Consider the following 22647-nt stretch of genomic DNA (forward strand, 5'->3'; position numbering starts at 1 on the left):
GTAAAACAATAATTTCTCGATTCAAAATTTCGTCAAACATAAGGAATAGCTCTCATGAAGTTCTCATTAACAACTAAAGCAATTGCTTTTTCTATCGCCCTTGGTACACTACCAGCTCTGGCAATCGGAGTTAGCAACTATATTTCTGCTAGTAACAACTATCGCCAAAATGCAATTCAATCACAAGAATCTCTCACCTTTTCTTTGGCAGATAAGGTTGGACGTTTTATGTTCGAGCGCACTGGTGATATTCGCGTCATCTCTAGACTGCCAATTTTGAATAATCCCGAAGGCACAAAAGCAATTACTCAGCAGCAAAGGCAAAACGTGCTAGATGGATTTATGAGAATTTATGGCGTTTACGACAGTATTGCTGTCATGGATCTATCTGGAAAAGTAATTTTGCGCACGACTGGAGAAACATCAACAAATCTGGCAGACCGAGACTATTTCAAGGAGGTGATGAGAACTAAACAGCCAGCCATTGTACAACCTAGAAAAACATCAACTGGTGAAGTTGCCATTCACTTAGCTGCACCAATAATTAATGCTAATACGGGCAAAATGATAGGCGTAGTTCGCACCCGTATGCCTATAAAAAGCTTAGATAGCATTTTGAATGAAAAAATATTCAATGCATCACAGCAGGCGCAACAAGCCGGATCGAGTAGCAAAGAATATCATCTCGTGAGTTCTGATGATAAGTTCTTTGCAGCGCGGGAAGCAGAACAAGTGGGTCACGATGCTAAAGCAGACTTTGCTAGCTTTGTCAAAATGCACGCCGAGAAAAAAATAGCTACAGCGATCGATATCGATCGCTTTGACAAAACAGAACAATTAGTTTCCTATGCGCCAGTACCAAACATGGAAGGAATGCCAGAACTTGACTGGAGCGTAATCTTAGCAGAAGATACAAAATCTGTATTTGCTGGGCAGCAGCAACTCATCACCAACCTACTACTAGGAACTGGGATTACTTTATTGGTTGCTGGTGGGTTGGCAGTTCTATTCGCCAGCCGTACAGCTAAAATGATTCAACAAATTGCCAATGCTGTCGCTTCCTCTTCTACCGAAATTGGGGCAACAGTCGAACAACAAGAACGCACTACCACCGAACAAGCAAGTTCTGTCAATCAAACCACTGTCACCGTAGAAGAACTAGGTGCGGCTTCTCGCCAATCTGCCGAACAAGCCGAAGCCTCTGCTGCTGGGGCGCGTCAAGCCCTAGAACTCGCCGATAACGGTAGCAAAGCCGTACATCAAACGATGGCAGAAATGTCTACCGTCCGCGATAAAGTTGGGGCGATCGCCGAGCAAATTATGCGATTATCAGAACAAACGACTCAAATCGGTAGTATTTCCGATTTAGTTGCAGATGTTGCCAACCAAACCAATATGTTAGCCCTCAATGCAGCAGTAGAAGCAGCACGGGCAGGCGAACACGGTAAGGGATTTGGTGTCGTTGCAGGTGAAATTCGCAAACTTGCCGACCAAAGTAAGAAATCTGCCGAGAAGATTAATGCATTAGTTAACGACATTCAAGCTTCAATTAACGGCACTGTAATGGCGACGGACGAAGGCACGAAATCAGTCGATTATGGACTGCGCTTAGCCCAAGGAACTGTAGAGTCCTTCACTGGAGTCGCAGATGCCGTTAACCACGTCTTCCTCAACAGCCAACAAATTTCCCTCAGCGCCAAGCAGCAAGCGGTTTCCGTGCAGCAAGTCGTCTCAGCAATGAACGAAATCAACCTCGGTGCAAAAGATACGGCAGCTGGCATCAACCAAGTCCGCGTTTCAACTCAGCAACTCAATCAAGTTGCCCAACAATTACAGGCAATTGTATAGAAAGAAGTCAAAAGTCAAAAGTCAAAAGTCAAAAGTGAAAAGTCAAAACTTTTTTACCGATCGCTCCCGACTCCCTAGTACGGGCGCACAGCATCCCCTATCGACTCCCGACTCCCTAGTACGGGCGCACTGCTGTGCGCCCCTACAGACCCCCGACTCCCTAGTACGGGCGCACAGCATCCCCTATCGACCCCCGACTCCCTAGTACGGGCGTACAGCATCCCCTATCGACTCTCGACTCCCTAGTACGGGCGCACAGCAGTGCGCCCCTACCGACTCCCTGATAACTGATAACTGATAACTGCCATGACCCCAATTAAAGTTTTATTAGTCGATGACTCTCCCGTTGCTATGAGCATTTTCCGTAAAGTGCTTGATTCTGCACCAGAAGTGCAGGTTGTAGGTACAGCTCAAGATGGTGCAGAAGCTTTGAATTTAATTCCTAGAGTTCAACCTCAAGTAATTTGTACGGATTTGAAAATGCCCAAAATGGACGGTTTGGAATTCATCAAACATGTCATGGCAAAGTCTCCATTACCAATTTTAGTTTTGAGCGATGCCGTCCAAAAGCAAGATATAGACAACGTATTCCAAGTTTTGCAAGCTGGAGCCGTTGATGTAATGCCAAAACCCGCATCAGTTTCAACCGCAGATCAAGAAGAACTGAAGCGGCAATTAATTACCAAAATTCGAGTTTTGGCAAGCAAACAAGTGAGCGCTAAACCACTCACATAATCGTTACAGGAAGTGCGCCAACAGAGTATCTGCGCGGTGTAGAGACGTTATATGTAACGTCTCTATGCCATTCGGATCACTTTTGTACGGTTGATTCGAGATCCAATTGATGTCAAAATTTTCAGTAAAAGTTTTATTAGTTGAAGATTCACCTGTTGTCCTGGCAATTCTGAAAAAGCTATTAGCTGCTACATCAGAAATAGAAGTTATTGGCACGGCTAGTAACGGTCAGGAAGCTTTGGATAAAATTCCAGAGCTGCAACCTAACGTAATTTGTACAGATCTACACATGCGAAAGATGGATGGTCTGGAGTTTACCAAACAGGTGATGGCAAAACACCCTTTACCAATTCTAGTTATCAGCAGTTCGGTACAGGAGAGCGACACCAATACGATTTTTCAGTTGTTACAAGCTGGAGCGATCGATGTCTTTCCCAAACCTGCAATGGGAACACCTTCAGAGTACGATCGCATCAAGCAAGAGTTAATTACCAAAATCAAAGTGCTTTCTGGTGTCAGCGTCTTCACGAAACCATTGAAGCAGCCCGTACTCTCGACCGCAGCTCTACCCTTAGTTCAAGGTAGAATTTTAGGATCTCACAGCGGGTTATCTTCAATTCGGATGGTAGCTGTTGGTGCTTCTACAGGTGGTCCTCAAGCATTACAGAAGCTTTTTAGCCATCTACCAAGTCACTTTCCAGCGCCCGTTATTTGCACTCAGCATATTAGCGAAGGATTTTTGCCGGGATTGGTGAGTTGGCTAGCAACTGAGTGTCAAGTCAAAGTTAAGATTGCTCAAGATGGGGAAATTCCATCACCGGGAACGATTTATTTTGCACCAGAAAAGTGTCACTTAGAATTTAGTTCTCTAGGCAAATTTACTCTTAACCGAGCAACTGGCGTTGTAGACGGTCACTGCCCCTCAGTTACAGTCATGTTTAAATCTGCCGCCCAGTTTTACAGTAAGGGAATCATGGGCGTGCTACTAACAGGAATGGGTAGAGATGGTGCTACAGGAATGCAAGCGATCGCTCAAGCCGGAGGAATCACAATCGCTCAAGACGAGGCAAGCAGCATCGTGTTTGGAATGCCAAAAGAAGCGATCGCATTAGGAGCCGTGCAACACATCTTACCAATCCAAAGCATAGCTCCCTTCGTGCTGAGCCGAGTTTTTGTCAGGTAGCGCCCGAGCAGGGAGCAGGGGGAAAGAGAGCTGGGGGAGCTGAGGGAGCTGAGGGGAGAATACTTACCAACTACCAACTACCAACTACCCATTACCCATTTTCATTCATTCAGAAGCTTCAAACAACCACTTCCTAACTCGTTCCATGCTTTGCCAATCTGGTTTGCGGCTCATGCCATCGGCAATGTTTTGCTTGACTTCATCCCGCATATCGGAATCAACCATGATAAACTGCATGGCGCGATCGACGTGTTCTCGCACGCCTTTTTGTCCGGTTTCCAGCATTGCTACGGCAAGGTTAACTCTGGACTGGGCATCTTGGGGATGTAACTTAACTGCCTTTTGCGCTGCTTTGAGGGCAGCATTTGATTTATCGCTTAATAAATATAACCACGCCAAACAAGTCCAAGCAGCGCTACTTTTGGGAGCGCGATCGCAAATGTCTTGAAAAACTGGAATTAACTTCTCTGGTTCTTCGCCAGCCTTGTAGCGTTCGAGTGCTGATTCAAAGAGGGATGCAACTGTGTCAGTCATTGTCAACGGCAGGAATTTGGGTAATGGGTAATGGGTAACGGGTAATGGATACACAACTACCAATTACCTATTACCTATTACCACTCAGCCACTCTATTAAACACCAAACGATTTCCCGCAGCCACAAGTTTGATTGGCGTTGGGGTTCGTGAATTGGAAGCCGCCACCGATCATGGCATTACTGTAATCTAGCTGTAAGCCATAAAGGTATAAGATGCTTTTGCGATCGCACACGATCTTGAAGCCTTCGTAATCGTAGACTTCATCATCGGCTCTAACTTTACTAATATCTTCAAAATCCATCATGTAAGACATTCCAGAGCAGCCACCCTGACGCACTCCCACCCGCAAGCAGAGGTCTTGCCCTTGGCGATCGCGCAGAAATGAAATGTGTTGCAGAGCTGCTTGGGTTAACTGAATGCCTCGCTGTTGAGACTGGGTTGCTGATGTCATAGACTGTTACAACTCCTGGTATGGTTTTAGAATGCAATATGCAGCTTTTTCGTCCATTGTAACGGCAACAGAGGTGCGGTTTGAGAAATTGTCAACGATCCTGACCAAAGCACCACAAAGATTTCTATCCTAGAATTGATAGGTCTAATTGGATGAAACGGGATCGGGGAAAATACAACTCCTGTTGGCTGAGGCAAGGCTGCCAATTGCTTAACTACAGCTCCCACACCTAAGTAAGATCGAAAGTTTGCACTGTCTCCCTGATTGGCTTGGTTGGTCTATGACAACTTCGTTAAATAGCTCCACGCGACGGCGTTTGCAGAAATTGAATCAAATTCCTTGTGTCTGGGAGGGCGATCGCCGCACGTTATCAGCGCCAAGCCCCAGAGGGGACGCAGAGGCAGGGAGCGAGTGTATTTTGTGGGTCGATGGCTCTCAAGGAGTCGTGCGGGCAATGGATGTCGTGGCTACCGACAGCGGACCCGAAGTTGTCGTGCGCACGCTGTTACGGGCAATGGAGCATCCCAACAGCCCCGCTAAACCCGCTCGTCCTCAAAAAATTGTCGTGCGCGATCGCGAAATTCAGTTTTATTTGCGCGGCGTGTTACAAGAATTAGACATCGCGATCGATTACGTCCCCGATCTACCGCTAATTGATGAATTGTATCGCGGCTTTGAAGAATTTGGGGAAGCTCATCCCCCGAATTACCACCTCAATATGCCACCGCCCTCAAAAAGAAAGCATTTGAGATTTGGCAAGCTGCTCCTTGGGAGTTGTTAGAAGAACACCAAATTATTGCCGTCAAGCTCAACCATTTTGACATCGAAACCCTATATATATCCGTAATGGGCATGTTGGGGATGGAATATGGCATTTTGCTCTATCGCTCTGCTGAATCCTTGCAAAGATTTCGGGCGAAAGTTTTGATTGAAGAAGATGCCACAGAACAGCTAGAAGAAGCATTTCTCAAACAAGATTGCTTATTTCTCACTTTCGAGCGCTCGGAAGAGATGGATGGTGGTGGAGAATTTGTCGATCTAGCAGACCTACCCCTGTCGGAGATTGAGCCATCTTTTGGTAATATCCATCCTCTAGAAGGACTGCGCTCTGTCCTCTATGAGGAGGAGGCTAGTGCTGTTTTTGTTGCCTTGGAAGCTTTAAATCGCTTTTTGCGAAACGAGCGCCGACAACTAGGCGGGAAAACTTTCCCTGAGATTAGCCGCAATTATCGCATTACACTACCCTCATCCCAGTCGGAGAAAAAATCTCAACCCCTCAGCGTGACTGTCTCCACCTTGCCGAATTTGGCTACAGAGTTAGAGGAAATGGCAGATGCAGTTGCAACTGAGGCAATAGAAGCAGAAGATTTGGACGACATGCCTCTATTTCAGTCTTTACGGGACGATTTAATCCCAGAAGATTCTTTCCTCAGTTTGGGGGTTGTGTCTTGGGAAATGGTGCAGCAATTGCGCCAGAAAGTCACCCATCAGCAAGTCGGCAAGCCTACAGAAGCAGGAGATGGATTGCCAGTGATTTTGATTCAAACTTCCCGTCCTAAAGCCAAAGAAGCGATTGAGGCTCTCTTGAGTGCGGGAGGACTTAGAGGTATCGGTTTTAATCCCGGAGCAGATCCGTTTGGTGGCGATCGCTACGATTTAGGCGTGCTGCAAACTAATAATGGAGAGTTATTTCTATTTGGCGAATTTTTAGAAGACGATCCAGTTCACGTCGTCGCGAGAAAGAAGTGGAACGATCGCTGCAAGCATACCAAAGGCTATTGCGGCTTAATCGTCGCGAGAGGTCTAATGGGTGCTTCGCGGGGACAACCCCAAATGAAAGATATGATGGCACTATTTGAAGCGCGATCTCTTTCATCTAAAGATTTAGGCATTGGAATGCTTCAGTTAATGCCACAGATTGAATAAGCGGTCATTGGTGAGTGGCTGGTGGCTAGTGGCTAGTGGTTAGATTCTTCTCTAGTCAAGGTTTCCAATATTCCAACAGTCACTGGTGATTAGATTCCTCTCTAGTCAGCAGCCACTAGTCACTGATTTTGTTCTACTTTATGTTGCTCTAAATTGGCTAGATCGCGAAAAACAATCAAAAATTCTTTATCGCCAATTGTACTAATTCGTGCCTCTTGGTAATGCTGTTTGTTCTTAAAAGAAACCGGAAATTGAAAAATCTGAGTTGCGCCAGTTCTCAGAGCTAATCGAGCATATTCGAGCAGCTGTTGTGCCGTTTCTGCTGGCAAGAACTCATTCACGTTCTTACCTAAGATATCTCCATTCAAAGTAAACGAATTAGCTTCTTTTGCTGGCATATAGCTCAGACACGTACCATCTTGTTTCATCCGCAATATAGAATCTGGCAGCGCTCTTAATATAGTACTACTCGCCGTTTCACTTTCATACAAGGCAGATTGAACTTCTTTTTGTCGCCGCCAGTTCTGAATTAGTTTCTCCACTACGATCGCACCTAATACGCCACAGACCAAGCCGAGAATCCCAATTGGAATTAGCAAGTCTTGAGCAGAAAAATTAGATGGCGATACATTAGACACTGCTACGTTATATTCTTTCAAAACTACTCGTGACGTGATGCCGTACAGAGCGCTACAAAACACAGTTAAAAATAAGATGAGTCCCAGCCAAGCCTGTCTGCGAAGTAAAGCAACTGTATCAGCTAAAGCAGAGGGTGATAATGTTTGAACGGGAGATTGCTGAGGTTGCTGTCGCGGAATTTGACTGCCGATTAACGAAGTCATTCTAATTCCAGCAATTAATAGCACTACTAAACCCGAACCTAATAAGAGAATATAAAAGTTACTGAATGTCCCTCCTAAATATAATCCCTGATGAATTTCTAGCAAAAATCCGATTTGCTCTCTAGATAAACCAAGCCAGTCCCTTGCTATTGTGTAAGCTAAACCTGTTTCAGCGCTAATTGAAAGTGGTAAAAGTAAAATCAATGCGAGCAGTCGATGGATATTGCGAATATTCGATTTTGCCAGTTCGCGATCGCTACTCCGACGATCGAGTAAATGCGTACCTGTTACGCTCATTCCCAATATTCCCAAGCTAATCAGAATAATGTATATGGGAACGAGACGTTTGCCCAGATATTCACCTTGATGAATTGTCATCAAAACATCACCAACTGAGGTAGAAACTCCAAACCAACTTTTGCCCAAGCGGTATGCAACCCCAGTCAGCGCACTAGCAAGTAGAGGTAAAAAAAGAATTGGAGCAAGCTGACGATGCAGTTTACGAAACTCTACTTTCATAGCAAAAAAACATCTAGGGCAGTTTTTATCTTACTCTTAATAACGCTATTTAGTAAACTGTTTAACATTAAAAATGATTATACTTAAGCCCTCTGATATTGAGAATAACTCCTATTTTTTTTGCACTTATTTAATCTGCGAGTATGAATTAATACAACCAATCATTGATAAGAGTTCATCGCTCTGGAAATGGAAAACGCGATCCAAAAACTGCTCCACATACATTCACTATGAGGCTCAGCTTTCATTAAACCCATCCAGACAAATCGCCAAATTTTTGTAATTTTTCTATCTAGCGATAGATGCTTTTTTCCTTGTGTTATAAAGACTTTACAATCTAAGTATTAACAAATACTAAATTTTAGTATCGAAAAATACAATATGTAATTTGATTTCTCTTTTATATTTCAATTTGAGTCATCAAGGGTGCATTTTTACGCTCGGAGTCAATAGTTATTTTTATGAAAGTTATCTGGTTGCATTTGATTCGGTTGTTGCAGCGGCAGAATTTTTTTTCTTCTTCCAAAACCGTTCTTCCTGAAGTTGCAGCAGCTGCACTCGTTCCGCTCATTAGTTCAGCTAATTTTAATTCTTCTCTAGGTTTTTTCCTATTTCTATCAAGTGCAACCTTACTCAGATTGGTTTGGAATAGTGCAATTTTCATTCATGGCTTGGGACACGCAATCGCGATCGCCACTCTCGACCGACAAATAATTGCCCTCAATATCGCCAATATTCTCGAACATAGAAGTATTGCTGTAACTCTGCGATCGCTACTACCTTTTCAGCCAATATTTATTCCTGGATGCGATCGAGCCGATTTATGGGTGGCAGCAGGCGATCTCACTCCTTGGCGGATCAGAATTAAAGCTCTTGGCGGGGTTTGTTTTAATCTTCTTGCTATTGCCATATTATGGCAACTTTCTTCTGATAGTTTCGGCAATACTGGGACGAGCGAGCGTCAGGCGATCGCTTTTATTAGCACATTTTTTAGTCAAACTTTTCTGGGTGCTAATTTGCTAATCATTCTTAGCTCCAGGTCCGATCTGGCAGCGTTTGTGACTGGAGTTGCAGAGATTTTTTGTTGCGGTAACTTTGGCTTTTTAGGTCAGCGCAATACGGACGACGATCCGCGCCAGCTTTTGCCAGAGAGAGTAGTAAATGTCTTTCACGAAATGGGGCGAGAAACAGAAATTCGAGGCGAACAAGCTGGTGGTGGACTGGTTGTAGCGACAAACCGAGATAATCAAACTGTATTTGTTGGGAAAAAAGTTGTCAACAAAAAAAGGGACAATTTGACTAAATCCTTAGAAACAGCTTTTGCAGCAGAAAGACGCAGAGCAGCACTCGCAGGCATTAAACCCCTAGAATCGACAGTGATGGGAGTGTGGCACTATCGCTTTGGAACGAGTGGACCCCCTGCTGTATTGGAAACTCATTGGCATGAATGGATGAGTGCCAGACAAGCATCTATATGGCAATTTCTTGACGGAGAGTGGGTTCACCAGTATAAAAACGTCAATTATCGGATTACCCACAATGGCGATTTTGATGCTTGGACGCTGTTCGATCGCTCGATTGGAAATACTGAGTTAGGCTGGTGGTTAGAAAGAGTTTTGCATACCCCCAACCACGCACGGGGAGATTCGCCCAAAATTGCGGGCATGATGGATTTACTCGTGACTCAAGGTATGTGGGATGCTTCGGTAAGATTAGCCTATCAACTGGCGATCGCTCCTTCAATCGAATCAGCCTTTGGCGGACAAAAACCCGCCGTTGATGCTCCGAATACAGCCCCTTCCCCGCAAGCGATCGGTAATTGGGCTGCCACGTTTGAAAATATCTTTGTGCTGTATCGCAAGCTTTTAGCAGCTCCAGATTCTCCTGCCTGTAGCCAATACTTTTGTCGTCTGGAACACGATATTTTACAAGCAACGACTAACGATAGCTCGATGAGCCAATGGTCTTGGCAAAGAAGAGTCACCTTTGTCAGAACGGCAATTCATGCTTTCTTTCACAACGACTTGTATTTTGCTACCAAAACGTTCATGTCGAGAGCCGAAGGGAGTTTTGGTTTAGTTACGGTTTCTACCCTAGACGAAGGACGACTGGTACTGAGCGCTCAAGGACAACCAATGTCCGTTGGCTTCAATTGGCAAGACGGATACATGGTTTATGCCTCCGAACCAGCCGCAGTTGATGCTGTGTTACTGAATTTACCAGAGTCTTACCGTTTGGACTTAGACCAGAAAATGGGAGAAATTGCAATGGTTACAGCCAAAGACATTGCAATTTACTCGATGAGTCAAAAATGCGAAGTACCCGAATCAGACCTCAAGGATAGATGGATCTCGATGGCAGACCACCCCTATCTGCCGCAGGTTAAATATCCTGAAAACGACACCATAGACCCAATTGCGGCTGACTGCCGAGAAATTCCGCCAATTCTGGCAGAAATTAGACTATCGTGGCAGAATTCAGCCTCGCTCGATCGCCAAAGTGCAGATTATCTAGTTCAACTCTTTTGTGAAAAGGCGCATAAATTCGAGCAAAAGCGGCAAAAAATGGTGCGTGCTGGGTTGACCGGACACATGCAGCAATTACCGTCTGTCGATCTGCTCGTGACAGGTGTAGAAAATAGTTTGTGGCTGGGAGAAAGATTTGCCCAGGATTTAAAGATTGTCTTTCCGTGGCTCAACGTGCGGGTCATCTCTTCCAATGAAGTTTTGCAGCAACTTCAGCACGACTTTAGCAGCTTGCAGCTCGGTAAAGATTCAATCGTCCTAGCGATTACTCAATCGGGTCAAACGTTTCCTACGGTACAGGCGATTAATACCTTCGACCAGTTGTATCGGCAAGACATCATCGGCGAGCTGTTTATCTTGACTGGAGAGTTAAGCAGCTTTTTAGGCTCTCGGGCGATCCAACCGAAGCACTCAAATACTGTGCGTCACAATATCTTCGTCAATGGGAGCGGACGCAGAACTTCTGAACCTGCCACGATCGCAGTTGCCGCAGCTCAACATACTTTAACGGAATTGTTACTTTATCTAGCGAAGCAGGTCAAACATCATTTTCCTGACTCCAGCCCCTTTGGAATGACCTTGACTCAAGAAAGTCTCGCCGCCTTAGACAAGATGAAGGATGACTTTCTCGATATCAATGTCGTGCAAATTATGGGGACAACTCCCACTGGAAACACAATTGAAACTGCGATCCGAAGAACTCTGATCGCAGGTGGTCGCACGTGGGCGCTCCATATCTTAGAAACGCCGCTAGCGTGGGGAATTCATGCTTTATATGTCGCGATTACAGTCGGATGGGCAATTCCTTTCGGTCACACAATTCCCTTAGCTAAGACAATTTTGGCTCTGATTGTTTGGGCAGCTCACATACCTCAAGATGCACTTTTTTTGGGAATAGTCAATCCTGTTGTTAGTTTAATTGACATTGCCATATACATTTTCGGTTCGTGGCTCTGGACGTTGGGACTGAGGTATTTTCAAGGCAGACAACTCCTCGCTCGAATTGGCAAAAGAACCTTGGTCATTGGTGACGTACCTTGGGTGAGCAAATTATTAAAATCCTATGTCAGTAAATTGTTTTCTCTCAGCTACGGAATTGCTTCTTTAGAAGTTCACGGAGCAAATCCAGAGGACGATTTATTGCACGATTTTGGACACCGAGTCGTGAGAGGGACTCTGTTATTTTTGGGCGTACCCGATGGTAGGCGGGGACAAAAGCAAAAACACCAAGAAAACGCCGCCATTATGACTGGTAAACAAGCAGACGGCGTGAGAAATATTGACGTGGGACCGGAAGTTGTTGTCATGGGTACTAACCCTGAAATTGCCCGCAAAGGCTTCAGTAGCGCGATCGTTTTAGAAGGTAACGATGAGTATTTTTATTTCAGAAATGCCGCTTTTTACTTTAAAGACCAAAATGCCGAAGATCAAAAAGAGCTGATTGAGGATTTGAGAGAATCTCGATTTGGGGCTTTTGAGCGATTGCTAGCCAGTTACGTATTTTTCTGGGCTTTAGCGAAAAAAGTCGCTTCATTTCCTTTCTTGCGATACCAGCACTGGAAGTCTCAAAGCCGCACCAAGATTATGACGACTGCCGCACCAGTAGCAGGAATGAGCGTAGAAACACCAAAACAACTCTACCAACCAGGCAGAGACGACAAGCCAGAAGCAGTTATCAGTGACTAGTAACGTCATGAGTCCCTAGCCGCTTATTAAGGTATTATTAGTAGAGCTGTCTGAGTTGAATCAGACACAAATATCAGCTTCTCATACAGCTTGGAGATACACCTATGCTGACGCTTAAGATTGTCGTATATATCGTTGTTGGTTTTTTCTTGACGCTGTTCGTCTTTGGCTTTTTGTCTAATGACCCAGCTCGTAACCCCGGTCGGAGAGATCTCGACTAGGTAATGATAACTAGGTAACGATAAAAAGAAACCTTTACTAGCAAGTGATGTGACAGCGCGTTTGGATTTGCCAACGCGCTAAATTTCTAGCAACAAGCGGTAAAGCTGTGCGTTGGTTGGTTATACTCTGGGCTGGTTGTTTGCATCTTTAGCTGAAATATGACTCAATCTGTGCCACCGCCCAAACCACCCGCTCTCGTTCAACATCTAACACCAAAGCAAATTTCCCCGCCCCGCAGTCGAGAAGAGCGACCTTTTGCTGTTGCTGAATTGTTGACAGCTAGATCTCCTGCCTCCCCAGCAGCGACAACCAGAACCGCAGCCGCGATCGCCATAAAAAAGGCTGTGATGTTAGGTTCTGAAGTAACCGTTAGTTATGGTGCGGAGCAGTTTGATATTGCTCAGACAGATATAGGTATAGAACCAATTGGTAAGACAGAGAGGAAAAGACAGAAGGTAGAAGAAAATTTTATCTGCTCCGCTGCCGCTATCTGCCATCGTACTTCTGCCGTTAAAAGACCCGCGCAACCGATTCCGGCTTTTCGCCCGTCTGGAGCGATCGTCAAATTTAACAAGCTGTTGGCACAAGTCACGACACCAACAAACCCTTCAGAACTTAACCAAACTCGTCCTCAAGAATTAGATTTTCGCGCCCCTACACCTTCTAGCCCTTCTGGGCAAACGCAGCCGCCGCAACAAGCACCACAACCAACCCCTACCAATGTCCCAGCGACGAAACGCAGGGTGATAGAAGTCAATTCAGATCGTCAAGAATACGATGCCAATCGCCGCATCGTGACGGCAGAAGGTAGGGTTGAGGTGAGATTGCAAGATGGAGTCCTCAATGCCGATCGCTTGCAAGTTAGTATCCCGAATCTAATTGCTGTCGGTGAAGGTAATGTCGTCTACACCACAGGTAAACAAGTTTTAAGGGGAGAACGGTTCACATTCAACATCGTCCAAGATAGCGGGACGCTCCAAGGGGGTAGAGGAGAAATTTTTATTCCCTCAGCGAGTCAAGATTTTGCCGCTCCGCTTGAATCTGACGTGACTACGAGTAGCGTTTTGCCAGGTGGCGATCGCTTTACTCCCAACCAGCCATTACAGCAAGTCACCAATGCCGGAGGATTGAATATCAACTACGGCAGTAAAAGGGGCATAGCTGGCGTTCCTCCACTCAATCAAAAAGGTGGGACGGTAAAGCGGCTGCGATTTGAAGCCGAGACAATAAATTTCTACCGCGAAGGCTGGCAAGCACAAAATGTCAGAATCACAAACGACCCGTTTTCACCACCGGAGTTAGAGCTGAGGGCAGATCGGGTAACGTTAGTGCGAGAAACACCTCAACGCGATCGCATTCGCACCCAAAAGCAACGCTTGGTATTCGACCAAAGATTTTCATTACCAATTCCCCGCGACCAAGCAGTGATCGATCGCAACCAGCGCGAAACCAACCCCGCCTTAGCTCAAATTGGTTTTGATGGTGACGACCGTGGCGGAATTTTTATCGAACGCAATTTCCCTATTTTCAATGCCGATGCAGTCCAGTTCAGCGTTACGCCTCAGTTTTTCGTGCAAAAAGCTATAGATGAGGGGAATGGTAATTTCTTTGACTCAGAGTATTTTGGCTTGAGGGCAAATCTGAGGGCGAGTACGGGATTGAGAAATGCAATAACTGGTTCGGCAATCCTAACCAGTCTAGATTTTGGTGACTTAGAAGACAACTTGCGTGGCAGTTTGCGCTTTCAACAGTTAGTTGGCGGACGTTTAGCCCATACCGTCTCATTGGAAGCTAGCTACCGCGATCGCTTGTACAACGGTACTTTAGGATATCAAGATGTCCAAAGTAGCATTGGTGGAATTGTGAATTCTCCCATCGTGCCGTTGGGGAATACAGGTATTAATTTAAGCTATCAACTAGGTTATCAATATATCAACGCCAATACAGACCGCTTGGAATTGTTAGACACCGTGCGGGAAAACGATCGCGTTTCTCTCGGTCGCTTTCAAGGTAGTGTAGCTCTAAATCGCGGTTTTTTACTTTGGGAGGGAAAAGGTTTACCGGCAACAGCCGAGCAAGGACTGAAATACACCCCAGTTCCAGTCGTTCCCTACTTAGCAGCTTTTGCTGGTGTCACTGGAACTAGCAGTTTCTATAGTAACGGCGACAACCAATCAACCTTAATCGGTACGGTGGGACTAGAAGGGCAAATCGGTCATTTCTCTCGCCCATTTTTGGACTACACTCGCGTTAACGTCAGTTATTCCGAAGGGCTTCGCAGTGGCATCTCGCCATTTTTGTTTGACCGTGCTGCCGATACTCGGGTTTTAGGCTTTGGGTTTACCCAGCAACTTTACGGTCCTTTTCGCATCGGTTTTCAAACATCATTCAACCTAGATAACAACGACACGCTCAGTACCGACTACGTTTTAGAATACAGTCGGCGTACCTACGGCGTTGTCTTGCGCTACAATCCCGAACTAGAAATCGGTTCTATCAGCTTGCGAATTAGCGATTTCAACTGGACGGGTGGCGGCGATCCTTTCTCGACCACTGGAGTTCGTCCCGTGGTTGGTGGAGTGGAGAGAGGCGATTAAGACACCACGTTTCCTGCGGTAAATACTCGCCCGATCGCTTCTTCGACTGGCGGATCGGTAACGGTTAAATCGACGACTTCTAATTCTGCTAACATTTTTGCGACTGCTCGTGTCATTTCTTCGCGTTTGATGCAAAAACGTACCGATAGACCCGTAACGGCTTTAATTTCACCATAGGGTAGCAACTCCTCTTTAGATACAGGATGGGCAAGTTCTACCTGCACTTCGCGATAGGGAGAAAAATTATCTACAAGTTGGTCTAAACTACCATCGTAAACTAATTGTCCTTTATGAATCACCAAAACTCGCTGACAAAGGGCAGTAATATCTGCCATATAGTGGCTGGTTAACAGAATTGTTGCCCCATACCTTTGATTGTATTCCCGCAGAAATTCTCTCACTCCAACTTGCGCGTTTACGTCCAATCCTAAAGTCGGTTCGTCTAAAAATAAGACTTTAGGTTGATGCAGCAAGGCGGCTAGAAGTTCCGCTTTCATGCGTTCCCCCAAGGATAGTTTGCGCACGGGTTGATTCAGCTTACCTTGCAGGGAGAGCATTTCTGTTAATTCCCCGACACGGCGGCGATACTCTTGAGTCGAAAGTCCGTAAATTGCAGCATTGATTTTTAGCGAGTCTAAAGCTGGCAAATCCCAGATCAATTGTTGCTTCTGCCCCATAACTAAGGTTATTTGCCGCAAAAATTCCGGTTGGCGTTGAAAAGGAACGTGTCCGGCTACCCTGACTCGTCCGTTAGAAGGATGGATCAAACCCGTGAGCATTTTGAGCGTCGTCGTTTTGCCTGCTCCATTTGCCCCTAAAAAGCCAACGACTTCTCCAGGTTCAATTTGAAACGAAACTTGCTTAACTGCTTCAATTTGTCTGTACGTACGGCGAAAAAAATGACTGACAGTTCCTTTTAGTCCAGGCTCTTTTACTGCTACGGGATAGACTTTACTTAAATTTTCTACTAGGACAATAGACATAATCAGGGGAACTGGTAATAGGTAATGGGTAATTGGTAATGGGAAAGTTAAAAGTCAAAAGTCAAAAATTACCGATCGCAAATGACGCATGACGAATGACCAACCACCAACTACCAACAACTAACAACTTTCATTAAAGAGAGGCTATAACCGAGTAATCTAACAGGCGCGCATACGTTAAGGATAAATCATTGACAGAAGAAAGGGCTTTTTGGTTGGCATGGGCGCAGGTTTCTGGCGTTGGTCCAGTGTTGTTACAGCGCTTACAGCAGCATTTTGGGACGCTGACAGCAGCTTGGCAAGCGAGTTCGGCGGCTTTACAAGCGGTGGAGGGGATGGGAACGCAGACACTCGAACAAGTTAATGCTGCGCGATCGCAACTGCATCCAGCAGAATTTTGCTTGGCGCACGCAGCACAAAACCCCCACTTCTGGACACCCGCAGACAGCCATGAGTATCCCCGCCTGCTGTTAGAAATTGCTAGTCCGCCACCCGTGCTGTACTATCGCGGTATCGTGGATGAGGGAGAAAATCAAGGTAGTAAAGCGCTAATTGGAATTGTTGGCACGCGCAGTCCTTCTGAATATGGCAAGCGTTGGACGCGAAAAATTAGTATGGCACTTGCTCGTAATGGGTTCACCGTCGTGTCTGGGTTGGCAGAAGGCATTGATACGGAAGCACATCAAGGTTGTCTGGATGCAGGCGGAAGAACGATCGCGGTTTTGGGAACGGGAGTTGATATCGTCTATCCACCTCGAAATCGAAAGCTTTACGAGCAAATTGTCGAGCAAGGTTTAGTAGTCAGCGAATTTCCGAGTAAAACTCCTCCAGATCGCGCCCATTTTCCCCGTCGTAACCGGATTATTGCAGGTTTGTGCCGTGCAGTGTTGGTGATGGAAGCTCCTACTCGATCGGGTGCATTGATTACGGCACGGTTTACGAATGATTTCGGGCGGGATGTTTACGTCTTACCAGGTAGTTTAGATAATCCGCGATCGCATGGTTGTTTGGGCTTGCTCAATAAGGGTGCTACGGTAATTTTAAGTGAAGGTCATTTGCTGGAATTGCTGGGAAGTATGCCCCAAATCGATCCAGCGCCTGCTGCTTTCGAGCAATTAAGTTTACCTAATTTAGAACCAGAACTTCAGCAAGTGCTGACGACAATTGCTTCTGAGTTAATGTCCTTTGATGCGATCGTCCAGCAAACGGGCTATGCCACGGGCATAGTTGCTAGTGCTTTGTTACAGTTGGAATTGCTAGGGTTAGTATCTCAGTTACCAGGAATGCGGTATCAACGTTGTTAGGCTGAATCAGTTGTCAGACAGCAGGGAGCAGGGAGCAAGGGGAAGAGAGCAGAGCAACAACAACCATCAATCAACCATCAACCATCAACCATCAACTTACCCCTCATGTCACAATCTTCTCTAGAAGTACCCGCAGCAGTCTCCTTTGAGCAAGCGATCGCCTTAACTGAATCTTTGCTATCGCAAATAGAAGCAGGATCGCTCTCTGAAGCAGACATAGCTACTGCTATATCGGCATTAGTCAAGACAGAAAACGGTGCGAGGGGGTTTTTTGTAACTTACCTCACCTCAGCATCATCCGCAGCAGATTCTCCTTCCGCCGCCGTTGTCGAGGCACTGCGATCGAGTCCAGAAATTGTATCAGAGCTGTTAGTGAAAAATTTGGCTATGTCAACGGCACAAGCAATTTTTCACCGTCGCCAGCAAAAAGAAGACATGGCAAAAGGCTCGGAACAAGTCAGTCGCCGCACAAAAAAGCTCATACAGCTTGTCGATCTGCCTAGCGTGCGCGATCGCGCCCAACAGCTCATGCAGTCAGCCAAAACTGGAGAAGGCAACTACAAAGGCTTTTTAGAACGCTGGAATTATGATATCGAGCAAAAACAAGCGATTTGTCAAGCTTTAGAGCAAATAAATTAATTTTTCTTCACGCACCACGCATCACTCATCACTCACCACTTTTGATTGTGCCAGTTAAAAGACCGGAATCGAGTCCGATCGTTTTGTAGAAAATATTAGGCACACTAAGGCAAGAGTGAAAATTGCTTTCTGTGCTGCCCAGACGAGATGGCAATTACGTGTGTGGTGATGAGGAAAGAGTTATGTTTCAAAGAATATTATTAGCTTTATCGATCACTTTATCCCTCTATTTATTTTGGGGAATCCGCTTACAACCAAATACTTCTAGGGTAGAGCGTCAGACTTATTTTGCCGAGATCACAAGTTTTGCATATCTTAACAAAAACTTAGTAAAAGGCAATTGAGCGTGACGATCAAACGATATTGTTTTAAATAAGAGCGATCGTTCTCTACTCGTTTCCCTAATATTTGGCTTGAGTTGTAGGGTGGGCAATGCTCACCCTACTTATTTTAAGCTCTAGCTATCAATTATCCCTTCAGCAACGATTCCCCGCCATCAATCCACATTTCCGTACCTGTAATGTGACTAGAAGCATCGGAAGCTAAGAATAAAACTAATTGAGCAACTTGTTCCGATGTTCCTGGCTTACCATCTGTTAAAGGAACTTTGCCTTCGGGAAACTCTACAGGTTCCTTAATTTCTTCTAAATTGCGTCGTTCGGTATTCTCATCAATACTAGTCTCGATCGCCCCAGGACAAATCACATTTACCCGAACTCTGTGTTCTGCCAACTCTAAAGCAACCATTTTAGTAAAAGCAACTTGAGCCGCTTTCGTACAAGAATATGCGGTTGCACCTGTATTACTAAACACCCGTGTCCCATTAATTGAGGAAGTAATAATGATGGACGATCCTGGTTGTTTTTTCAAATAAGGTACGGCGTACTTAACTGTTAAAAAAGTCCCTGTCAGATTGATGTTTATTGTCTTATTCCACTCTTCGGGCGTTAATTCCTCCAAAGATGCCCAAACACCATTAATTCCCGCATTTGCAAAAACAATATCTAACCGTCCCCACTCATCAGCAGCTTTTTGATTCGCTTGTTGCATCTGTTCGGGTTTGGAAATATCACCAATTACAGATATTGCCGTACCCCCACTCGATTCAATTTCAGCTAGAGTTTTCTGTAATTCATCTTCAGAACGTCCCAACAGTGCAACTTTTGCCCCTTCCTTTGCCATCAACTTAGCGGCTGCTTTGCCAATTCCAGAACCCGCGCCCGTCACTAATGCGACTTTTCCTGCCAATTGCATAAATATATCTCCCTATGCTCTGACAGCTGTTTATCACGCGGTCGAGAGATCGATCATACTGCTGAGGTGGTAATAGGTAGTTGGCAATGGCAAAGTCAAAAATCGAAAGTTAAAATTCAAAACTTCTCTCTTATCTAACTCACCAACTACCAACTACCAACTACCAATTACCCAGCTTGATATCCTTCAACTGTAAAACCCGCAGCTACGATTGACTGCTTAATTGTCTCTTCTGATGCCGCAGATTCTACCGTTACCGTCTTAGCATCGACATCAACATCGACTTTAGCATCGGGTTCCATCGTATGGATAGTTTCGGTAATTGTTTGTGCACAATCATCACACTTAATATCGGGTACTTTTAGTTTGAGTGCCATAGCAAAAGTGAAAATTCGTCATTTTTTGTCTTCAGGCTTCAATCTTATCGACTCAAGGCGCGATCGCTCATGACTCTTCAGCTAGATTTGTGAATTGTCGGGAGTGAGGTGTAGAGACGTTACATGTAACGTCTCTACACCTCACTGATAACTGATAACTGACAACTGATGACAGGTAGCTGTAACTAGAGCTGAAATGCAAAAATATATTGAGCGGGAGTCGTAAGTCGGGAGTCGGGAGTCGTGAGTTGAGAAAAGTCAACTACCAACTACCAACTACCAACTACCAACTACCGCGTTCCCAATCACCCCCAGCGCCATGCAGTATCTTAGTGGTAACGAAATTCGGCAAAAGTTTTTAGAATTCTATTCCCAGCGAGGACATCAGATCCTCGCTAGTGCATCCCTCGTGCCAGAAGATCCTACCGTGTTACTGACGATCGCGGGGATGTTACCATTTAAACCAATTTTTCTGGGACAGCGATCGCCCCAATTTAAACGCGCTACGTCATCTCAAAAGTGTATCCGCACCAATGATATTGAAAATGTCGGACGCACGGCAAGGCATCACACTTTTTTTGAGATGCTAGGAAATTTCAGCTTTGGTGACTATTTTAAAGAACAAGCGATCGCTTGGGGATGGGAAATATCGACAACAGTTTTTGGCTTACCTCCAGAACGCTTAGTTGCTAGCGTCTTTGAGTCAGATGACGAAGCTTATGCTATCTGGCGGGATAAAATTGGCGTTCCTGAAGCTCGAATCAAGCGCATGGGAGAAGATGATAACTTCTGGTATTCTGGTCCTACAGGTCCATGCGGTCCTTGCTCGGAAATATACTACGATTTTCACCCAGAACGCGGTGACGCAAATATCGATTTAGAAGATGACACGCGGTTTATCGAGTTTTACAACTTGGTATTCATGCAATACAACCGCGATGCAGAAGGTAATCTCACACCCCTGGCTAAGAAAAATATCGATACGGGAATGGGTTTGGAACGGATGGCGCAGATCCTCCAGCAAGTTCCGAATAACTATGAAACCGATCTCATCTTCCCAATTATCAAAACAGCAGCAGAAATTGCAGGAATTGATTATAGCCAAAGTGACGAGAAAACCAAAGTTTCTTTGAAAGTGATTGGCGATCATATCCGTGCTGTGATGCACATGATTGCGGATGAAATTCGCGCTTCAAATACAGGACGGGGTTACGTTTTACGGCGGTTAATTCGGCGTGTCGTCCGACATGGAAGATTAATCGGGGTTTATCGTAGAGACGTTACATGTAACGTCTTTACACCTGAAGTAGTAGAAACCGCGATCGCCTTATCTGAATCTGCTTATCCTAACGTGCGCGTGCGAGAAGCACAAATCAAAGCTGAGTTGCAACGGGAAGAATCTCAATTTCTCAAGACTTTAGAACGCGGCGAGAAACTGCTGGATGAGATTATCCAAACAGCGAAACAGCAGAAGCAAACTCAAATTAGTGGCGAGAGTGCTTTTACTCTCTACGATACCTACGGTTTTCCTTTGGAATTAACCCAAGAAGTTGCTGAAGAATATAACCTCACTGTTGATGTAGATAGCTTTGAGGTGGAAATGGAAAAACAGCGCGAACGGGCAAAAGAAGCACACGAAACCATCGATTTAACAGTACAAGGTTCGTTAGATAAACTTGCCGAGCATATCCACGCTACAGAATTTGTGGGATACACTCAACCAGTGGCTACGGCTGAAATTAAAGTGCTGCTGATGGCTGGACAATGCGTTGAGGAAGCCGAAGCAGGACAAGACGTACAAATTGTCCTTGACAAAACACCATTTTATGCTGAATCGGGCGGGCAAATAGGCGATCGCGGTTATCTTTCTGGCGATGCAATTTTGGTACGCATTGAAGACGTGAAGAAAGAATCCGATTTCTTCGTACATTTCGGCAGAATTGAACGCGGGACTTTACGTGTAGGAGATAAGGTAACAGCCCAAATCGATCGTGCTTGTCGTCGTCGCGCCCAAGCTAATCATAGCGCCACGCATTTACTACAGGCTGCTTTGAAAAAGATTGTTGATGATTCAATTTCGCAAGCAGGTTCTTTGGTAGACTTCACAAAATTGCGATTTGATTTTAACTGTCCGCGTCCGGTGACACCAGAAGAGTTACAACAAATTGAGGAGACAATTAATACTTGGATTGCGGAAGCACATACAGCCGAAATTTCCATTTTGCCACTAGCAGAAGCTAAAGCTAGAGGCGCAGTTGCGATGTTTGGCGAAAAATACGGCGAGGAAGTGCGCGTATTAGATTTCCCTGGCGTATCGATGGAATTATGTGGTGGAACTCACGTCAGCAATACAGCCGAGATTGGCGTATTTAAGATTATTTCTGAAGCTGGTGTAGCTTCGGGGGTAAGAAGAATTGAAGCGGTGGCTGGTGCTGCCGTGTTAGATTATCTGAATGTAAGGGATAAAGTTGTTAAAGATTTAAGCGATCGCTTTAAGGTCAAACCGGAAGAATTACCGGATCGAATTACAACTTTACAAACCGAATTGAAAACCACTCAAAAGCAACTCGACACCCTCAAAGCACAACTTGCTTTAGCCAAATCTGAATCGCTATTAGCCCAAGCTGAAATAGTGGGAGAATACAAATATGTCGTTGCCCAAATGGAAGCTGTCGATCCTGAATCTTTAAAAACAGCTGCTGAAAGATTGTTGCAAAAATTAGGCAATGGTGCTGTTGTTTTAGGTTCCGTTCCTGAAGAGGGAAAGGTAAGTTTGGTTGCAGCTTTTAGTTCAGAAGTGAATAAAAAAGGCTTGCAAGCTGGCAAATTTATCGGTACGATCGCTAAAATTTGCGGCGGTGGCGGCGGTGGTAGACCGAATTTAGCCCAAGCTGGCGGACGAGATGCAAGTAAGCTACCAGAAGCCTTAGAAACTGCTCAAAAAGAGCTGCGATCGGCTTTAAGCTAGGTTAGAGGGTGAGCTTTTGCTCATCCTTCTGTGGGGGATCTTACCTTAACCG

At 45.2% G+C, this 22647-nt stretch carries 16 protein-coding genes and 1 pseudogene; 11 read left to right on the forward strand and 6 right to left on the reverse strand.

Annotated features, from left to right (window positions below; all coding sequences use genetic code 11):
- The first annotated feature begins 54 nt into the window (after window positions 1-54).
- The 4 genes from M5J74_RS00100 (at window position 55) to cheB (ending at window position 3766) form a co-directional block, all read left to right on the forward strand.
- Window positions 55-1848: a methyl-accepting chemotaxis protein gene (locus M5J74_RS00100; protein WP_250014828.1), complete on the forward strand. Its 1794-nt coding sequence runs from the start codon at window positions 55-57 to the stop codon at window positions 1846-1848.
- Between the two features lie 34 nt (window positions 1849-1882).
- Entirely contained in the window at window positions 1883-2053 is a 171-nt protein-coding gene (locus M5J74_RS00105) for a hypothetical protein (protein ID WP_181245432.1), read from the forward strand.
- 101 nt (window positions 2054-2154) lie between these two features.
- On the forward strand, window positions 2155-2583 hold the full coding sequence (locus tag M5J74_RS00110) for a response regulator (protein ID WP_015152127.1): 429 nt from the start codon (window positions 2155-2157) through the stop codon (window positions 2581-2583).
- A gap of 109 nt (window positions 2584-2692) precedes the next feature.
- Complete coding sequence (gene cheB, locus M5J74_RS00115; RefSeq protein ID WP_250014829.1) at window positions 2693-3766, forward strand: chemotaxis-specific protein-glutamate methyltransferase CheB; 1074 nt, start codon at window positions 2693-2695, stop codon at window positions 3764-3766.
- 105 nt (window positions 3767-3871) lie between these two features.
- Here the strand turns inward: cheB and M5J74_RS00120 are convergent, their stop codons facing one another.
- Entirely contained in the window at window positions 3872-4300 is a 429-nt protein-coding gene (locus tag M5J74_RS00120) for a hypothetical protein (RefSeq protein WP_015152129.1), read from the reverse strand.
- A 96-nt stretch (window positions 4301-4396) separates the two neighbouring features.
- Complete coding sequence (locus M5J74_RS00125; RefSeq protein WP_015152130.1) at window positions 4397-4753, reverse strand: iron-sulfur cluster assembly accessory protein; 357 nt, start codon at window positions 4751-4753, stop codon at window positions 4397-4399.
- A 280-nt stretch (window positions 4754-5033) separates the two neighbouring features.
- On the opposite strand from M5J74_RS00125, the pseudogene M5J74_RS00135 reads away from it, so the two are divergent.
- A pseudogene (locus M5J74_RS00135) lies at window positions 5034-6679 on the forward strand (hypothetical protein).
- Window positions 6680-6798: 119 nt separating this feature from the next.
- Here M5J74_RS00135 and M5J74_RS00140 read toward each other — a convergent pair.
- A complete protein-coding gene (locus M5J74_RS00140; RefSeq protein ID WP_250014834.1) occupies window positions 6799-8040 on the reverse strand; it encodes a PAS domain-containing protein in 1242 nt (413 codons plus the stop codon).
- Window positions 8041-8501: 461 nt separating this feature from the next.
- On the opposite strand from M5J74_RS00140, the gene M5J74_RS00145 reads away from it, so the two are divergent.
- The 3 genes from M5J74_RS00145 to M5J74_RS00155 all read left to right on the forward strand — a co-directional run bounded on the left by M5J74_RS00145 (window position 8502) and on the right by M5J74_RS00155 (window position 15070).
- Window positions 8502-12251, forward strand: a complete 3750-nt coding sequence (locus M5J74_RS00145; RefSeq protein WP_250014836.1) for a hypothetical protein — start codon at window positions 8502-8504, stop codon at window positions 12249-12251.
- A gap of 104 nt (window positions 12252-12355) precedes the next feature.
- On the forward strand, window positions 12356-12472 hold the full coding sequence (locus tag M5J74_RS00150; protein ID WP_015152134.1) for a photosystem II reaction center protein I: 117 nt from the start codon (window positions 12356-12358) through the stop codon (window positions 12470-12472).
- A gap of 159 nt (window positions 12473-12631) precedes the next feature.
- Window positions 12632-15070, forward strand: a complete 2439-nt coding sequence (locus M5J74_RS00155) for a DUF3769 domain-containing protein (protein WP_250014838.1) — start codon at window positions 12632-12634, stop codon at window positions 15068-15070.
- On the opposite strand, the gene M5J74_RS00160 is transcribed toward M5J74_RS00155, so the two are convergent.
- On the reverse strand, window positions 15067-16053 hold the full coding sequence (locus M5J74_RS00160; protein ID WP_015152136.1) for an ATP-binding cassette domain-containing protein: 987 nt from the start codon (window positions 16051-16053) through the stop codon (window positions 15067-15069). The two genes, M5J74_RS00155 and M5J74_RS00160, sit on opposite strands and share 4 nt — an antisense overlap.
- A 191-nt stretch (window positions 16054-16244) precedes the next feature.
- On the opposite strand from M5J74_RS00160, the gene dprA reads away from it, so the two are divergent.
- Together dprA and M5J74_RS00170 are read left to right on the forward strand one after the other, a co-directional pair.
- Entirely contained in the window at window positions 16245-17357 is a 1113-nt protein-coding gene (dprA, locus tag M5J74_RS00165) for a DNA-processing protein DprA (protein WP_250014847.1), read from the forward strand.
- Window positions 17358-17462: 105 nt separating this feature from the next.
- On the forward strand, window positions 17463-17996 hold the full coding sequence (locus M5J74_RS00170) for a hypothetical protein (RefSeq protein WP_250014849.1): 534 nt from the start codon (window positions 17463-17465) through the stop codon (window positions 17994-17996).
- 468 nt (window positions 17997-18464) lie between these two features.
- Here M5J74_RS00170 and M5J74_RS00175 read toward each other — a convergent pair whose 3' ends face one another.
- Window positions 18465-19250: an SDR family NAD(P)-dependent oxidoreductase gene (locus M5J74_RS00175; protein WP_015152141.1), complete on the reverse strand. Its 786-nt coding sequence runs from the start codon at window positions 19248-19250 to the stop codon at window positions 18465-18467.
- 167 nt (window positions 19251-19417) lie between these two features.
- Window positions 19418-19627, reverse strand: a complete 210-nt coding sequence (locus M5J74_RS00180; protein WP_015152142.1) for a heavy-metal-associated domain-containing protein — start codon at window positions 19625-19627, stop codon at window positions 19418-19420.
- A 319-nt stretch (window positions 19628-19946) separates the two neighbouring features.
- On the opposite strand from M5J74_RS00180, the gene alaS reads away from it, so the two are divergent.
- Entirely contained in the window at window positions 19947-22595 is a 2649-nt protein-coding gene (alaS, locus tag M5J74_RS00185) for an alanine--tRNA ligase (protein WP_250014851.1), read from the forward strand.
- Window positions 22596-22647 lie beyond the last annotated feature (52 nt).

The sequence above is a fragment of the Chroococcidiopsis sp. CCNUC1 genome (assembly GCF_023546805.1).
Lineage (GTDB): Bacteria > Cyanobacteriota > Cyanobacteriia > Cyanobacteriales > Chroococcidiopsidaceae > Chroococcidiopsis > Chroococcidiopsis thermalis.

Excerpts from the sequence above, each read along its gene's own strand:
- M5J74_RS00100 (WP_250014828.1), top strand. The coding sequence starts at position 55 with ATGAAGTTCTCATTAACAACTAAAGCAATTGCTTTTTCTATCGCCCTT.
- M5J74_RS00110 (WP_015152127.1), top strand. The coding sequence starts at position 2,155 with ATGACCCCAATTAAAGTTTTATTAGTCGATGACTCTCCCGTTGCTATG.
- cheB (WP_250014829.1), top strand. The coding sequence starts at position 2,693 with ATGTCAAAATTTTCAGTAAAAGTTTTATTAGTTGAAGATTCACCTGTT.
- M5J74_RS00120 (WP_015152129.1), bottom strand. The coding sequence starts at position 4,300 with ATGACTGACACAGTTGCATCCCTCTTTGAATCAGCACTCGAACGCTAC.
- M5J74_RS00125 (WP_015152130.1), bottom strand. The coding sequence starts at position 4,753 with ATGACATCAGCAACCCAGTCTCAACAGCGAGGCATTCAGTTAACCCAA.
- M5J74_RS00140 (WP_250014834.1), bottom strand. The coding sequence starts at position 8,040 with ATGAAAGTAGAGTTTCGTAAACTGCATCGTCAGCTTGCTCCAATTCTT.
- M5J74_RS00145 (WP_250014836.1), top strand. The coding sequence starts at position 8,502 with ATGAAAGTTATCTGGTTGCATTTGATTCGGTTGTTGCAGCGGCAGAAT.
- M5J74_RS00150 (WP_015152134.1), top strand. The coding sequence starts at position 12,356 with ATGCTGACGCTTAAGATTGTCGTATATATCGTTGTTGGTTTTTTCTTG.
- M5J74_RS00155 (WP_250014838.1), top strand. The coding sequence starts at position 12,632 with ATGACTCAATCTGTGCCACCGCCCAAACCACCCGCTCTCGTTCAACAT.
- M5J74_RS00160 (WP_015152136.1), bottom strand. The coding sequence starts at position 16,053 with ATGTCTATTGTCCTAGTAGAAAATTTAAGTAAAGTCTATCCCGTAGCA.
- M5J74_RS00170 (WP_250014849.1), top strand. The coding sequence starts at position 17,463 with ATGTCACAATCTTCTCTAGAAGTACCCGCAGCAGTCTCCTTTGAGCAA.
- M5J74_RS00175 (WP_015152141.1), bottom strand. The coding sequence starts at position 19,250 with ATGCAATTGGCAGGAAAAGTCGCATTAGTGACGGGCGCGGGTTCTGGA.
- M5J74_RS00180 (WP_015152142.1), bottom strand. The coding sequence starts at position 19,627 with ATGGCACTCAAACTAAAAGTACCCGATATTAAGTGTGATGATTGTGCA.
- alaS (WP_250014851.1), top strand. The coding sequence starts at position 19,947 with ATGCAGTATCTTAGTGGTAACGAAATTCGGCAAAAGTTTTTAGAATTC.